This window comes from Cryptosporangium minutisporangium (assembly GCF_039536245.1).
In the GTDB taxonomy this organism is placed as follows: Bacteria; Actinomycetota; Actinomycetes; order Mycobacteriales; family Cryptosporangiaceae; genus Cryptosporangium; species Cryptosporangium minutisporangium.
Genome location: NZ_BAAAYN010000005.1, coordinates 1 through 14531 on the forward strand (window position 1 = coordinate 1; position 14531 = coordinate 14531).

The following is a 14531-nucleotide window of genomic DNA, read 5'->3' on the forward strand; positions in this document are numbered from 1 at the left end:
CAGGATCAAGGGGCAAGACCCGCGTTCGCGTCGGACCTTGTTGTGCCGCTCCTGCTAGTAGAAAACCGTTTCCCGACGCATCATGTTCTGCGCCGGGACCAGCAGCAGTCGCGCGCCGGCTCGGGCGATCGCTGCAGCTGCCGCCGAGACCTGGGTGTCGGAGCAGATGTTGATCCCGAACCTCACCCCGCGGCACACGAACGTAGGAAAGGCATCGCCCGCGGTGAACAGCGACTCCTCGTGAACGACGCGCACCGCTGCGTCCACGTCACCGAGGATCTCCGCCGTCTGACACGCGCCTTCCCGCATGGCCTCCATTAGCCCCCGGCGGGACCGCGCGCGGCAACCACACGAACGTCCTATGCAGCTGCGCGGATCGGTCTCGGAGGGCTGACACGCGCTGACGGCAAGCTTTGATCCGCTACCGGGGGTCGTCGGTTTCCCACGCGTATCGGAACTGCCCGGGGCTAAGCCGCCAGAGTCGGAGCACCGCGAGCAACTGCGACTCGTCCACCGCCAGCGCGCTTCTCATGAGCATGGCACCCACGTCGTAGTCGAATCCGTCGATCCGATCGGCGTCGTACTCCCAGTGCTCAACGCGAAAACTACGTCCGTGATCGCTGTGGACCCACCCCTCACGGCGGGCGTATTCGTCAACCGGGGCCTTGCTGGGGGTGATGCTGACAAACGCCCGCCGGGCGGTGCCCGAGCTCGGAACCTCGGCCGCCAAACGCCGGCCGAGCCTCAAGGTCGAAGCTTTGTCCAACGGCCAGATGGAACGGTCGTCGGCCATGCCCGTGAAGGTATGCCAAGGCGCCACCTGATGCGACGTCTTCTCGTGCCGCCGCCAGGGCACCTGCTTGCAGCGCACCCTGCCGCAGCTGACCCATTACGACGCGCTGTGCGCGGCGAGGGAAGCCGAGCCGGCTGCCGCTGGCCGGCTGGAGAGTGCGGTGAGTAGGTGCTGGTGGCCGGCTGGTGTTCCGATTGTCGGGCGGGCGTCGGGGTGTTCGCGGTAGTGGCGCAGGGCGGCTGCGAGGAACACCTGGTCGATGTAGATGCCGCGTAGGTCGAGCGGGTACCACTCGTAGGGCGGCATCGAATGCCCGGCCAGAGCCGGTCCGGTGTAGGGGCGGCCGCCTGGGGTGGCGTGGCGGACGAGGAGCCAGAGGGTGTCACCCTGGATCGATGTGGTGCTAGGGCCGTCGGGTGCGAGGGCGTCCCAAGGAATGGTGCGTCGGAGCGTGAGGACGACGGCGTCGGACGTGAGGCGGAGCGGCGCTAATCGGTAGAGCGTCCAGATGTGGGCTGCGACGCAGCCAACCGTGAAGAGCACGACCACTGTGCGGACCAGGATGAGAGTGGCGTTGGCGAACAGTTCGGCGTAGAGGCGGGACGTCGCTACCGCCGCGATGCTCGGGGCGGCCAGGACGATCACCAGTCCGCGGAGCAGTGGGGTGTTCGGCGCCGCGAACGTCGGCTTGCCGCGGCGTCGGCTGACCTGGAAGTAGGTTGGCGGCCGACGGTGCGCGGACCAGAACACGGCGACGTAGGCGATGACCAGAAGGACGCAGAAGCCGATCGGCGCGGCGATGAGCCAGCCGGGTAACTCCCGTAGGTGCTCGATCGACACGAGTTGGAGAGCGGCAACACTGGCGGCGGCCAGGGCGCCGAAGAGTAGCGCGACTGGTCGGCTGCGGCGGGTCACCGGGTCGATCGTCACCCGACGGAGTATGGAATGCGGTGATCCGCGACGGAAGCGCGAGCGGGGAGTTGCACCTTACCCGCAACCTGTCTGACCAGCGTCGATCGGCCCGTACAAGGCTGGTGGGCCGGTCGGGGCAGCCGGTCCTTTCGACGACCGCGGCCGCCACCCTGTCGGAATCGCCGGTTCTCCTTCACCGACAGCGCGGGTGACCGATGGTCTGGCAGGCTCGCCCCGTGGGGCCATGAACTGAAGGGCCGGAGACAACCGTTGATGTGGAACCACAGTCGTCGTGCCCTGATCGCTACGTCGGCGGTGGCGGCTGTGCTCGTGGCTGCGGTAGCGACCGACGCCGGCACCGTGGCGCGGGGTGAATCGTGCGTGTTGCGGGTACCCGCGAAGGTCAACGTGGGGGCAACGGTGACCGCGACCGTCGCCGCTTGCCCCGCTGCGGCGCTGTCGGGATATCTGTCCTGGGTGCTGCGGGCGTCAGCGGACGACACGCTGTGGTTCTCCCGGGACGCCGCCGCAACCAACCCGACGGGGGGCCTGACCGACATCTACGGGGCCGAGGTTCCCGGCACGTACCGGTTCAGCGCGGCCGGATCGGACCACTTCTGCCAACCGGACTCCGCGGATTGCCCGACGGTGTCGCTTTCGGCCAACGTGGTCGTCGCGAAGTACCGGACCACGACCGCGCTGCAGGTGGTCCGATCGACCGTCACCGGTAAACCGGTGACCAGACTCAGCACCCAGGTGCGCCGGTACACCCGGTTCGGGTCGGCAGGCCTCGGTGCCGCAACGGTCACCATCTACCGTGACAACAAGGTCCTCACGTCAACGAAGACCACCTCCGCCGGTGTGGCGACGGTCAGCGTCGCGGACACCAAGGGTTCCCACACCTACAAGGCCGTGGCCGCGGAGTCAGGCACGGCCTGGTCAGCGACCTCGAACACCGTCCGCAAGTAACAACGCACCGGCACGGGCAGCAGCCCCCAGCCCGAAATCCTGATCAGCGACATCCGCACGGCCTCAGAGGCCTCCGCTCCTAAGCGCTCGCGAAACGCACCTGTGTCGAGAGCGGCGGCCGGATCGAGGCCGAGCCCTTCCTGAACCCTGCTGGTGGAAGGAATCGGCCCCGGCGGCCATCCTCCGGTGCTGATGGGCGTCTGTAGGTGCGCTGGTCTGTTCCCTCGATTAGGCGACGACCCGCGAAGGGCCGGCGCCACGCTCAGGTATCCGTAAGAGCACGGCTCGCGGGCACCACAGCGGCGACGGCTCTAACACTGGCTTCAGGTTGATCAGGGAGAGTGAGCGGCAAAAGCATCGACTGGAGGGGGCCGCGTGCGGATCATGATCGCGGATGACGAGGCTGCCATCCGGGAGTCGCTGGAGCGGGTGCTCCAGGTCGAGGGTTACGACACCACCACCGTCGCCAACGGTCTCGCCGTACTCGACGGGATCGGTGGGGCCGACGGTGCGACGCTGGATCTGGTGATCCTCGACGTGATGATGCCCCGCCTCGGCGGGTTGGAGACCTGCCGGCGGTTGCGGGCCGCGGGCCGGGATCTGCCGGTGCTGATGCTGACCGCCCGTGACCAGGTCTCGGACCGGGTCGCGGGGCTGGACGCGGGCGCAGACGACTACCTGCCCAAGCCGTTCGCCACCGAGGAATTGCTGGCCCGAGTGCGGGCCCTGCTGCGCCGGCGCACGCCGACCGACGAGGAGCCGCAGATCCTGTCGTTCGCCGACGTCCGGATCGATCCCGACCGGTTCGAGGCGTGGCGCGGCGGGCGGCCGCTGCACCTGACCCGTACCGAGTTCTCCCTCCTGCAAGTCCTCGTGCGCAACGCGACTCGGGTCTTGACCCGCGACGCGCTGTTCGAGGCGATCTGGGGCTTCGACATGAGCGCCACCGCCAACAACCTGCAGGTGTACGTGAGCTACCTGCGCCGCAAGATGGAGGCCGCGGGTGAGCCGCGTTTGATCTACACGCTGCGCGGGCTGGGATACACGATGCGGGAGACTCCTCCGTGAGCAGGCTCGCCCGCCGGGAACCGCGCCGGCTGACCCGGTGGTGGCGCCGGCGGTCCCTGCGGACCAGGATGACGGTGATCGCGGCGACGGCCATCGCGGTCAGCGTGTTCGTGGCCTTCCAAGTGGCCAGCGAGCTCATGGACGGGCAGCTGCGAGACGCCACCGAGCATCAGCTACGCGCCGACTCCCGCGTTCTGGCGACGGACGCGGAGCGCGCCGGTCTGGCGCAGCTCCGACTACCGCCGTATTCCGGATCCGGTCGGCTGGTGCGGGTCATCCTGCCCGACGGCTCGACCCGGACGCCGGCCGGCCAACCCGCGCTGCCCCCGGTCAGCAAGCGCGCCGGACGGGTTGCGCAGGGTGCGTCGAACGACCTGATGGAGTCGAGCGACAGCGACGAGGACGGCTACCTCATCTACACGTTGCGGGCGGGCGACGGCGCGGTCCAGGTGGCCCGCGCGGCCGACGACAGCCCGATCAACCAGTTCGGGTTCGGCATGTTCGTGATCGGGCTGCTCTGCGTGGTCGGCGGCGCCCTGGTCGGGCGGACCGTGGCGCGGACCGGGCTGGCACCGATCGACCGGCTGACCGCCGCCGCGGTCCGTGTCGCGCACACCCGGAATCTCGACGCCGACATCCCGGATGAGGGCGGTGGGGAGATCCAGCGGCTGATCCAGGCGATCAACGACATGCTTGCCGCGCTCCGGGACTCCCGGCGGGCCCAGCGGTTACTCGCCGAGGACGCCGCCCACGAGCTCAAGACCCCGCTCACCAGCCTGCGCCTCAACATCGAGCTGCTGGTCCGGCTCGACCGGCGCGGCACGCTCGACACTGCCCTCTCGGCGGAGAGCCGGACCCGGCTGCTCAACGATCTCGGCGCCCAGGTGGCCGAGTTGAGCACCCTCGCCGCCGAGCTGACCGACCTGGCACGCGGTGACGTCAGCGACGAGAGCGCCGAGCTGCTCGACGTCGCCGACGTGGTGCTGGCCGCCACGACCCAGGCGCGGTCCCGCGTGCCCGACATCGAGGTCGCGCTCGACGTGACCTCGGTGTGGGTGAGCGGGCGTCCCGCTGCGCTCCAGCGGGCGGTGCTCAACCTCATCGACAACGCCGCCAAGTGGTCCCCCGCGGACCAGCCGGTCCAGGTCCGGCTCCGTGCCGAGGGCACGTCGGCGCTGCTCGAGGTCGACGACGCCGGGCCAGGCATCGACGACGCCGACGTACCGCGGGTGTTCGACCGGTTCTACCGTGCCGACAGCGCCCGGGCGTTGCCGGGATCCGGTCTGGGGCTGTCGATCGTGCAGCGGGTGGTCTACGCCCACGGCGGACGGGCCACCGTCGGCCGCTCCGCACGCGGTGGAGCACTGCTTCGGGTCGACCTTCCGGCCGCGGCTCCGCCCGCCCTGATCTCGCGGCTCACCGCCGGGGAAGACACCGCGGCCCGCTGACCCGCCCCGGCGGCGCGGCGCAGAACCACCGCGGCGCAGAACCACAGAGCGGCGACCGTCTGGCCCATGAAGGATCCGGGACGGGCTGGGTCCCCGTCCCGGATCTCGTCCGTGCCGCCGCGCTCACCGTTGCAGCGCGGGCTCCTTGTCGTCGGCGAGCGACCGTTGACCGTCCGGCAGCTCAGCCGCTGGACGGGACAGCCGGCTCGGCCACCAGATCCGCCGACCGATCAGCAGGGTGAGGGCGGGCACCAGGACCGACCGCACCAGCAGGGCGTCGAGCAGCACGCCGAAGGCGACCAGGAAACCGACCTCGATCAGCATCACCAGCGGAAGCGAAACGAGGACCGCGAACGTGGCCGCCAGGACCAGGCCGGCCGAGGTGATCACGCCACCGGTGGCGGAAAGGGCTTTGAGCGTGCCCTCCCTGGTGCCGAGACGCACGGTCTCTTCCCGGGCCCGGCTGGCCAGGAAGATGTTGTAGTCGACGCCGAGCGCCACCAGGAACAGGAACGCCAGCAGCGGCACCGAATAGTCGACCCCCTTGAAGCCGAGGATCGAGTCGAAGACGAACACACTGCCGCCGAAGGCTGCGGCGAACGAGATGATCACGGTGATCATCAGGACCAGCGGGGCTACGATCGCCCGCAGCAGCAGCCCGAGGATGATCAGGACCACGGCGAGCACTAGCGGGATCACCAGCTTCTCGTCGCGGCTGGTGGTCACCTCGGTGTCGAGGTGCTCCGCACTCGGCCCGCCGACGATCGCTTCCGCCCCGTCCACCGCATGCACGGCAGTACGGACCCGCTTGATCGTGTCGTACTCGGCGGGGGTGTCCGGCGCGTCCTTCGGGAACACCGAGATTTCGGTCCAGCCGCCGCTGGTCTGACCCGGGGCGGCCATGGCCACGCCGCGAGTGCCCTTGACGACGTCGAGCACCCGCTCCTGGGATGCCGGCCGCGCGTAGATCGTCATCGGCTGACCGCCGAGCTCCGGGAAGTGCTGGCGCAGAACGGTGAAGCCGGTGACCGACTCCGGGGCGTTCAGGAACTGGTCCTGTTCCCGCAGGGCACCCGTGTTGCCCGACAGCCCGAGGACGAGCACGCCGAGGATTCCGAGCGAGCCGAGCGTCGCCACCCATCGGCGGCGGCCGATGGCGGTGCCGAGCCGTCCCCACAGGCCCGGCTTCTCCGCCACCGCCGCGCTCAACCGCGGGATGGCCGGCCAGAAGATCCGCCGGCCGAGCACCACGAGCACCGCCGGGAACAGCGTCAGCATGGCCACCAGCGCGCACAGGATGCCGGCCGCACCGATCGGGCCCAAACCGCTGGTGCTGTTGAGGTCCGCGACGAGCAGGCAGAGCAGGCCGGCGACCACGGTGGCCGCGGACGCGACGATGGCCGGCGCCGCGCCGCGTAGCGCGTGAACCATCGCGACCCGGACGTTCTCGTGGTGATGCAGACTCTCCCGATATCGAGCGATCAGCAACAGCGCGTAGTCCGTGCCGACGCCGAACACCAGGATCGTCAGCAGCGCCGAGTTCTGGTCGTTGACCACGATGCCGAAGCCCTTGACGAGCAGGTAGACGGTGGCCATCGCGGTCAGCGCGGCCGCGCCCACGGCCACCAGCGGGACGAACCACAACACCGGGCTGCGGTAGGTGAGGATGAGCAGGACCGTGACGACGATGATGGTGGTGAGCAATACCTGCAGGTCGATGCCGTCGAAGACGGCGTCCATGTCGCCGTCGATCGCGGCCGGGCCGGTCACGTTGAGTTCCAGACCGGCGGGGCGGTCCTTCGCGGCGTCACGCAACGGGCCGACGATGGCCTCCGGTGCGCCGTAGGTGGTGCTCAGATCGAGGGTGAACATCATCGCCTTGCCGTCCTTGGACACCCTCGTCGGTGGGCCGTCGTCGTCCTCGCCGGCCGCCGCCGTCTTCGGCGGGTACCGCTTGGCAAGGGTGTCGTACTGGCGCTCGACCGTCGCGCGGTCGGCGTCGGTCAACCCGCTGGCGCGGTGATACACGAAGACGAACGTGTTGTCCTCGCCGCCGGGGCGACTGTCCTCCAGCACCGCCACCTTGGTGGACTCGGCGCCGGCCGGCAGGGTGTCCACGGCCTTGTCGGTGGTGACCGAGCTCAACTTTCCGCTGAACGGCACCATGACCACCGACAGCGCCACCCACAAGCCGATCACCAGCCACGGCACCCACCGGCCGGCCAACCGAGCGGGCGGCGCTGCTCCGGGCAACGCTTCGTTGATTGACATCAAAAGCCTCCTGACGAGTTGCATCGCTTGTCCGAGGCCACTTCGTACCGAGCGAATCTGAGACGATCGTTAATCCTGCGCTCGGGCGCGGTACGGCTCTCCAGGCGTGGTACCGCGGTACCGCTCACCTCCCGAGGATGACGACCGCGGTACGACGAAACCGGACGGAACCGGTCCTAGCGTTCGGGCTATGAGGACACCTGACAGTCCACGGTGGAAGTTCGGTGCGGCCACCATGACGCTGGTGGCGGCGTTCGCTGCCGTCACCGCCTGCGGGTCGGACGCCGACAACAGCGCGTCGCCCCCAGCGGCCGGCCCGCACAGCGCGCACTCGGGCGGGTCGTCGGGTCCACCGCAGCCGCTACGCGCCGGCGAGCGGTTCCTGGACCTGAAGATGGCCGAGGCCTACACGCCCACGCCGCCGGAGGGCGGCACGGACGAGTACCGGTGCCAGGTGATCGATCCGGGCCTGACCAAGGCGGAATTCCTGACCGGGACCCAAGTCATGCCGGAGAACGTCGCCATCGCGCACCACGCCATCGTGTATGCGGTGCCTCCGGGCGGTGCCGCCGCGGTGCGCAAGCAGGACGCGAAGACCCCTGGTCTCGGCTGGCAGTGTTTCGGCGGAACCGGTGTGGCCGGCGCCGAGGTCGAAGAGGGGGACGCGGCGTGGGTGGACACCTGGGCGCCGGGCGCCACGGAGACGCTGCTCGACCACGACGCCGGCTACAAGCTGGAGCCGGGCAGCCTGCTCGTCCTCCAGATCCACTACAACCTGCTCGCGACCGACGGCAAGCCGGGCGGGTCGGACCGCTCGGCGGTGCGGCTGCGGCTGACGGACGGGACGCCGCAGACCCGGGAACTCGAAACGTGGTCGGTCGACGGGCCGACCGACCTGCCCTGCGCCGCCGACGAGTCGGGTCCGCTCTGTGATCGAGCGGCCTCGATCGCGGACGTGACGAAGCGGTTCGGGCCGGACGTCGGCGAAATGGCGGACCGTCAGGTGGAGGAGTGCAGCGGAGGCACGCCGAAGCCCGGTAACACCCAGACCTGCGACCACGAGGTGGAGGAGCCGATGACGCTGTTCGCCGGTTTCGGCCACATGCACATGCTCGGGCGGGCCTTGAAGGTCGAACTCAACCCGGGCACGCCGAAGGCCAAGGTCGTGCTGGACGTGCCGCAGTTCGACTTCGACAACCAGCGGCTGATGAAGCTGCCGTCGCCGGTGGAGGTCGGTCCGGGGGACACGCTGCGGGTCACGTGTACGCACGACGCGGGGCTGCGCAAACAGCTGCCGCAGCTGAAGAAGCTGCCGCCGCGCTACGTGGTGTGGGGCGACGGCACCAGCGACGAGATGTGCACGGGCATCATGACGGTCTCCCCCCGCACGTCCTGAGGAAGCGTTGAACGTGTGTGAGCGCAGCGGGGTCGACGAGCCGAAAACACCTCTGAGCTCACACACGTGTACGGTCGCGCCCTCGACGGACGCGCGAGATGAAGCGCTAAACCGGCCGGGTGAGTCTCAGGTTGTAGGCGAGGATGACGGCCTGGATCCGGTCCCGGGCGCCGACCTTGGCGAGGACCCGCCCGACGTGGGTCTTCACCGTCGACTCCGACAGCGTGAACCGTTGCGCGATCTCGCCGTTGGTGAGGCCGTGGCCGATGGCGACGAGGACCTCGCGCTCCCGGTCGGTCAGGAATTCCAGCCGGGGATCCTCCCGCACGGGCCCGCAGAGGTCATCGTCGAGGTGGTCGGCGAACGCGTCGAGCAGCCGCCGAGTCAGCGCCGGCGCGATCACCGCGTCCCCGGCGGCGACGGCCCGGATGCCGGCGAGCAGTTCCTCGGGGCGGATGTCCTTGAGCAGGAAGCCGCTCGCCCCGGCCCGCAGTGCGGCGAACGCGTACCGATCCGAGTCGAACGTCGTCAGCACCAGGACCCGCGAACGCCCACCGGTGGCGACGATGCGCCGGGTGGCCTCGATCCCGTCGACGCCCGGCATGCGGATGTCCATCAGCACCACGTCGGGACGCAGTTCGGCGATCCGCCGAACGGCCTCGGCGCCGTTCTCGGCCTCGCCGACGATCTCGGTGTCGGGGGTGTTCTCCAGCAGCATGCGGAAACCGAAGCGCTGCAGCGGGTGGGCGTCCGCCACGAGCACAGAGATCATGAGTGGCTGCCTTTCAGGGTCGCGGCCGTCCGGTAGGGGCCGGCGCTGACCGTGCCGCTGTGAAGCGCGGCGCGTTCGGCCATGCCGGCGAGGCCGAGACCCGCGTCGCCCGGCGATGCCTACTTCGTACCGAGCGATCCTGAGACGACTGTTAAAGCGGCGCTCAGGCCGGTTGGCCGGGGGCGCGGGCTCGCGACTTGCTGGCGGTGTTGCCCGCGTGGGGGGTGACCGCGTTCCCCGCCCGCAGGCTGCCGCCCACTCCCGCGCTGTTCGACTTCGTCATCATCGACGAGGCCGCCACCTGCACGATTCCGGCGGCGCCGCCGCTGCTGCTCCGTCCGCAGGAGGTCGCGCCGCGTAGTCCGCGGCGGAGGCGCCGGGTGACCGCAGGAGTGCCGACGGTCAGCCTCCGCCGAGCGCGATGTCGTCCTCCCCGGTGACGGGCATCGCCGTCCCGAGGGCGGTCTCGTTGCCGTGACGCCACTCCAGGTAGGCGAGCAGGAGATCGATCACGGTGACCGCTGCCCCCGGCGCGCCGGTGACGAGCGTTCGGCGCGCGTCCTGGAGGAGAAAACGGTCAGACGGGCCGAAATCGGTCAGCGTCCGCCCGGCCTTGTCGCCTGCGAGGTTGCACGCGGGACTGAACAGGTGCGCCGAACCCGACCGCACCCAGGCGAACCGCCCGGACGCCTCGGCCTGCAACGAGTCCGCGGACGACGCCCCCGACGGCACCCTCGAGGGCCACTCGCCCAGAAGATTCGACCACCTCGGGCGCTGCGTGGAGTCGAGCGGATCGAACTCGAACTGTCCGAGCGTCGGGTCGGCACCCCAGGCCGGTGGTCGCGAATCGTCGAACCACGCGCCTCCGTACGGGCGGTAGCACAAGAACCTGTCCGGCACCGCCGCCAGGGTCTCCGCGTCCCGTACTACGGCGCTCTTCGCACCGAAGTGGACGATCTGGCCGGCAGAGCGCACCGCGGTGATGTCGTACCGCTCGCTGCCGAGGTCGGCGGTCCGCGCGACGGAGACCGTCTCGCCGTCCCCCACCCAACTGGTGACGCGGTGAACGTCGCCGATCCGGTGAGTGCTGACGAGACGATCCTGGCCGAGCAGCGCGTAGCGGCCGGGTAACGTCCGCTTCCCCCAGCGCGCGAGGACCGCGCCGGTGTGCGCGTCGAGCACCGCCACGCCCTCCAGATCGGCGGCTATCACGTCGAGATCGGCGTCCGCGGCCATCAGCGTGAGCCGGTCGGGGGCCCCGGCGGTCACGGGCAGCCGCATCTCCTCCACTGTGCTGCCGGGCGTGGCACTCCCGACCAGCAGGCGACCGCCCCCGATGTCGGCGACGAACCCCCGGGGGTGGCGCGCGATCCGGACCGCCGTGCCGAGGCCGGCGGCCAGCGTCTCGGTGGCGTCGCCGGACAGCCGCAGCAGTTCCCCGCCGGCCCGGACGACGACGGCCCCGCCCAGGTGCAGGAAGACCTCCGGCCGGGCACCCAGCGCTGGCCAGCGCCCCGGCGTCCAGCTGGTGGAGTCGCCGAACCCGCGGTCGAGCCCGACCTCGACCAGGCGGTTCTCCCTGGACGAGCGCGCGACCACGGACCGTCCGTCCGGACTGAACGAGACTCGCGTGGCGTCGTATCCGGCGTCGGTGGCCGCTCGCCTGGTGAGATGGTCGGCGTCGGCCACCGCGGGGCCGAACAGCGCGCTGACTGGGGCCGTGGCCCGGAGCCCGTGGATGGCCTCCGTGAGCTCGTCCGGATCCGCGGCGGCCAGCGCGGCGAGGAACTCGCGGTCGCCCGGCGGGCTCTGCCAGCCGGCGATCCTCTGGGCGGCGCGCACGGCGTCCGTCAGGCGCCAGGTCACCGCGTGACGCCAGAGGCGGGCCTCTTCCGATCGCGCGGCCAGTTGCTCGATCAGATACGCCTGGTCCGTCGGCTCCAGGACACGCAGCGACCCGTGCGCGCCAGCTAGGACCTTCAGCAGGTCGAGGTCGCCTGCCCCGGCCATCGCGGCGCGCAGCCGAGCCTTGTCGAGAGGCGATGCCGCCCGGTAGGCGGCGGTGAGCAGCGCGCCGTCCGGATCCTTCGCGTAGTAGGCGTCCAGCCAGCCGAGCCGCAGGTAGAAGATCGCGGCCGCGGACGGGTCGGCGGGGGCGAAACCTTTTTCCATGCACCAGTCGGCGACGTCCGCGGGGAGATCGCCTGGCGCCTCCATGACCTGGACGCAGAGTCTCTCCGCGAGCGTCGGGCTCATGTGGATCTCGACGAAGTCCCGCGCCACCGCCCTGACCGGTGCGCAGCGGTGGGTCACCATCGACAGCGCGTCCGCGACCGTGCGGGGGTCGTTCGGGTCCAGGCTGGGATCGGCCACCGCCAGCCTGCTCGTAACACCGCGGTCGTACTTCGCCGGCGCCGGCACGCCCTGGCTCATCAGCAGCGTCCAGAGCGCGTCGTCCCCGTAGTCCAAGGCCACCCGCCAGATCCGGTCACGCAACGCCCCCGGATCTCCGGGATCGGCGACGAGATCACCCAACGCCCGCAGCAGGAGCGCCCTGACCTCAGGCTCCGCGAGGGCTGCGCACAGCTCGGCGAACGCCGGTGACTCCGCTGCCGAGCCGGTGCCCTCACGGGCCCGGATCCGCCGCACCTTGGCCGTCAACCCCGCGATCCGCACCCGGGTGCTGATCCGCTTGGCGGAGTTCCTCATTCGTTCTTCCTATCGCGCACGTCCAGCCGATAGAAGCGCGGAGGCCGGCCCTCGCAAAACCGCCAAGGCTTCGCGTTCGCGAAAGGTGGGGCATCGCAGCCGGGCGTCGCGCTGCGCCTCCGTCTCCCGTCGGACGGCGGTGAGGCATTCGGCGGCCACCGGCGTAGGTGCCTAGAACGCTGCCTTACGCCATCGTCGCCCGGCGGCTGAACTCGGTGCGGAGCACTTGTGGTCGGTCGCGGTCGACCGGCAAGACCCTGCGCTCCCACTTCGCGTGGAAGCAGGAAGCCTCGGACCACACCGAGGGCAGTTCTGCTCGCCAGGGCCGCACGCTGAGCGGTCACGAAGTCGCTCCAATCGCTGCTGACCGGGCACAACGTTCGAAACTTTGCCCGGTCAGCGACAATTTCACTTGCTTTTCTGCCCGGTCACTTCACTTCGGAGCGGCGCAGGAACAGCAGCCCGATGGTCAGCGGCAGCACGATCCAGATCGCGGTGGTCGAGCCGAGCATGGCCCACTCCTCGCCAGTGTTCGTGGCGCCCCCGAAGAGGTTGACCTGGGTGTAGTTCCAGTCGATCCACGGCTGCAGGTCGTAGAACCAGTCGCGCACCTGGGCGAGCAGGGCGAGGATGCCCGGCAGCACGAGTGACACGACGAAGTAGCCGACGATCGCCGCAGCGGAGTTGCGCAGCACGACGCCGAGGGTGAACCCGATCGCCATACCGACGAGGTTGCCGAGCACGATCTGTGGCGCGGTCGAGAGCGAGATGTCCCAAACTGTGTCGACGCCGGCGAGCGCGGAGCCCGCCAGGTTGCCGAGGGCCCCGACGGCGAAGGCGACGGCCATCGAGACGATGCCGACCAGGAAGGTCGCGATCGCCTTGGCCCCGATCACCCGGCCTCGACTCGGCACGAGGGTGAAGGTCGTGAGCCCGCTGCGCTGGCTCCATTCGCTGGTGACGCCGAGGATCGCGATCATCGGCAGGATCACCGACATCGGGAAGCCGATCGCGGTCGCGAAGTTCTCGTAGGTGACCGCATCGTCGGGCGCGAAGATGATGACAGCGCCGGTGGCCACGACCGAGAGGACGCCGATGCTGAGCAGCATCCAGAAGCCCGAGCGAGTGTTGAACATCTTGCGGAGCTCGACCTTGATCAAGCGTGTTGTCGGTATGGCGCGGGCGGGCTGACGAGCCTGGACGGCCGCCGTCTTGGCGGTGCTGATCGTGGGGGAGACGGTCGTGGCGGTCACGCCGCAACTCCTTCGCGTTGAGTGTCGGCAGTGAGCGACAGGAACATGTCTTCGAGGCCCGCGCCTTCGGCAGAGCGGAGCTCGGTGAGGGCGATGCCGGCGGCCAGAGCCACCGCGCCCACCTGGGCGGGATCTGCGTCGGTGCGCACCGAACCGTCGCCGGCGAGCGTGCTGGCCATCCCGGCCTGCTCGAGGGCGTGCGCGAGATCGCGCGGCGACGTGGAGCGAGCGAGGGTGCCGGCAGCCGCGAGCAATTCCTCCTTGGTGCCGGACGCGACGATCTTGCCGTTGCCGATCACGACCAGGTCATCGGCGATGACCTCGATCTCGTGCAGGAGGTGCGACGACAGCAGCACGGTGCCGCCCTTGTTGGCATAACCGCGCAGCAGGTCGCGCATCCAGCGGATGCCGGCCGGGTCGAGGCCGTTGGCGGGCTCGTCGAGGATCAGCACGCGCGGGTCGCCCAGCAGCGCTGTGGCGATGCCGAGTCGCTGGCGCATACCGAGTGAGTAGTTGCGGACCCGGCGCTTGGCCTCGTTCGGCGTCAGACTGACGAGTTCGAGCATCTCGTCGACGCGGGTGCGCGGGAGCCCCATCGTGTCGGCGGCGATGGTGAGGATCTCGCGGCCGGTGCGGCCGGCGTGCTGCGCGGAGGCGTCGAGGAGGACGCCGACCTCGAGGCCGGGGTTGGGGAGGTCGGCGAACCGGACCCCGTCGATGGTGGCCGAGCCGGACGTCGGGGCGGTGAGACCGACCATGACGCGCAAGGTGGTGGACTTGCCAGCGCCGTTCGGACCGAGGAAGCCGGTCACGCGGCCGGGCTGGGCGGTGAAGGAGACGTTGTCGACGGCGGTGAAGCCGGCGTACCTCCGGGTCAGTGAGTCAACGGCGATCATGGCTCCAACCCTCGCCGCTCGACACCGGTCGGCACATCGGGTGT

The 14531-nt window shown here is 70.1% G+C and carries 12 protein-coding genes; 4 read left to right on the forward strand and 8 right to left on the reverse strand.

What is annotated here, in order from left to right:
- Positions 1-54 precede the first annotated feature (54 nt).
- From ABEB28_RS04075 to ABEB28_RS04085, 3 genes are all read right to left on the reverse strand, one after another.
- Positions 55-267, reverse strand: coding sequence for a nitrilase-related carbon-nitrogen hydrolase (locus ABEB28_RS04075; protein ID WP_345726596.1), 213 nt, complete (start codon positions 265-267; stop codon positions 55-57).
- Between the two features lie 154 nt (positions 268-421).
- Positions 422-793, reverse strand: coding sequence for a hypothetical protein (locus ABEB28_RS04080; RefSeq protein WP_345726597.1), 372 nt, complete (start codon positions 791-793; stop codon positions 422-424).
- A gap of 96 nt (positions 794-889) precedes the next feature.
- On the reverse strand, positions 890-1723 hold the full coding sequence (locus ABEB28_RS04085; RefSeq protein ID WP_345726598.1) for a hypothetical protein: 834 nt from the start codon (positions 1721-1723) through the stop codon (positions 890-892).
- A gap of 312 nt (positions 1724-2035) precedes the next feature.
- On the opposite strand from ABEB28_RS04085, the gene ABEB28_RS04090 reads away from it, so the two are divergent.
- The 3 genes from ABEB28_RS04090 (at position 2036) to ABEB28_RS04100 (ending at position 5190) form a co-directional block, all read left to right on the forward strand.
- Positions 2036-2674 carry a hypothetical protein gene (locus tag ABEB28_RS04090; protein WP_345726599.1) on the forward strand — a complete coding sequence of 213 codons (639 nt, stop codon included), beginning with the start codon at positions 2036-2038 and terminating at the stop codon, positions 2672-2674.
- A 375-nt stretch (positions 2675-3049) separates the two neighbouring features.
- Positions 3050-3742, forward strand: coding sequence for a response regulator transcription factor (locus ABEB28_RS04095; protein WP_345726600.1), 693 nt, complete (start codon positions 3050-3052; stop codon positions 3740-3742).
- Positions 3739-5190, forward strand: a complete 1452-nt coding sequence (locus ABEB28_RS04100; protein WP_345726601.1) for a HAMP domain-containing sensor histidine kinase — start codon at positions 3739-3741, stop codon at positions 5188-5190. Before ABEB28_RS04095 ends, ABEB28_RS04100 begins: the two co-directional genes overlap by 4 nt.
- A 123-nt stretch (positions 5191-5313) precedes the next feature.
- Here the strand turns inward: ABEB28_RS04100 and ABEB28_RS04105 are convergent, their stop codons facing one another.
- Positions 5314-7461, reverse strand: coding sequence for an MMPL family transporter (locus ABEB28_RS04105; RefSeq protein ID WP_345726602.1), 2148 nt, complete (start codon positions 7459-7461; stop codon positions 5314-5316).
- A gap of 190 nt (positions 7462-7651) precedes the next feature.
- On the opposite strand from ABEB28_RS04105, the gene ABEB28_RS04110 reads away from it, so the two are divergent.
- Entirely contained in the window at positions 7652-8857 is a 1206-nt protein-coding gene (locus tag ABEB28_RS04110; RefSeq protein WP_345726603.1) for a monooxygenase, read from the forward strand.
- A 106-nt stretch (positions 8858-8963) separates the two neighbouring features.
- Here the strand turns inward: ABEB28_RS04110 and ABEB28_RS04115 are convergent, their stop codons facing one another.
- The 4 genes from ABEB28_RS04115 to ABEB28_RS04130 form a co-directional block, all read right to left on the reverse strand.
- Positions 8964-9629 (reverse strand): response regulator, encoded by a 666-nt coding sequence (locus tag ABEB28_RS04115; protein WP_345726604.1) that lies wholly within the window; start codon positions 9627-9629, stop codon positions 8964-8966.
- A gap of 402 nt (positions 9630-10031) precedes the next feature.
- Positions 10032-12338: a hypothetical protein gene (locus ABEB28_RS04120; protein ID WP_345726605.1), complete on the reverse strand. Its 2307-nt coding sequence runs from the start codon at positions 12336-12338 to the stop codon at positions 10032-10034.
- Positions 12339-12766: 428 nt separating this feature from the next.
- Complete coding sequence (locus ABEB28_RS04125) at positions 12767-13591, reverse strand: ABC transporter permease (RefSeq protein ID WP_345726606.1); 825 nt, start codon at positions 13589-13591, stop codon at positions 12767-12769.
- Complete coding sequence (locus ABEB28_RS04130) at positions 13588-14487, reverse strand: ABC transporter ATP-binding protein (protein WP_345726607.1); 900 nt, start codon at positions 14485-14487, stop codon at positions 13588-13590. Before ABEB28_RS04130 ends, ABEB28_RS04125 begins: the two co-directional genes overlap by 4 nt.
- Between the last annotated feature and the right edge of the window lie 44 nt (positions 14488-14531).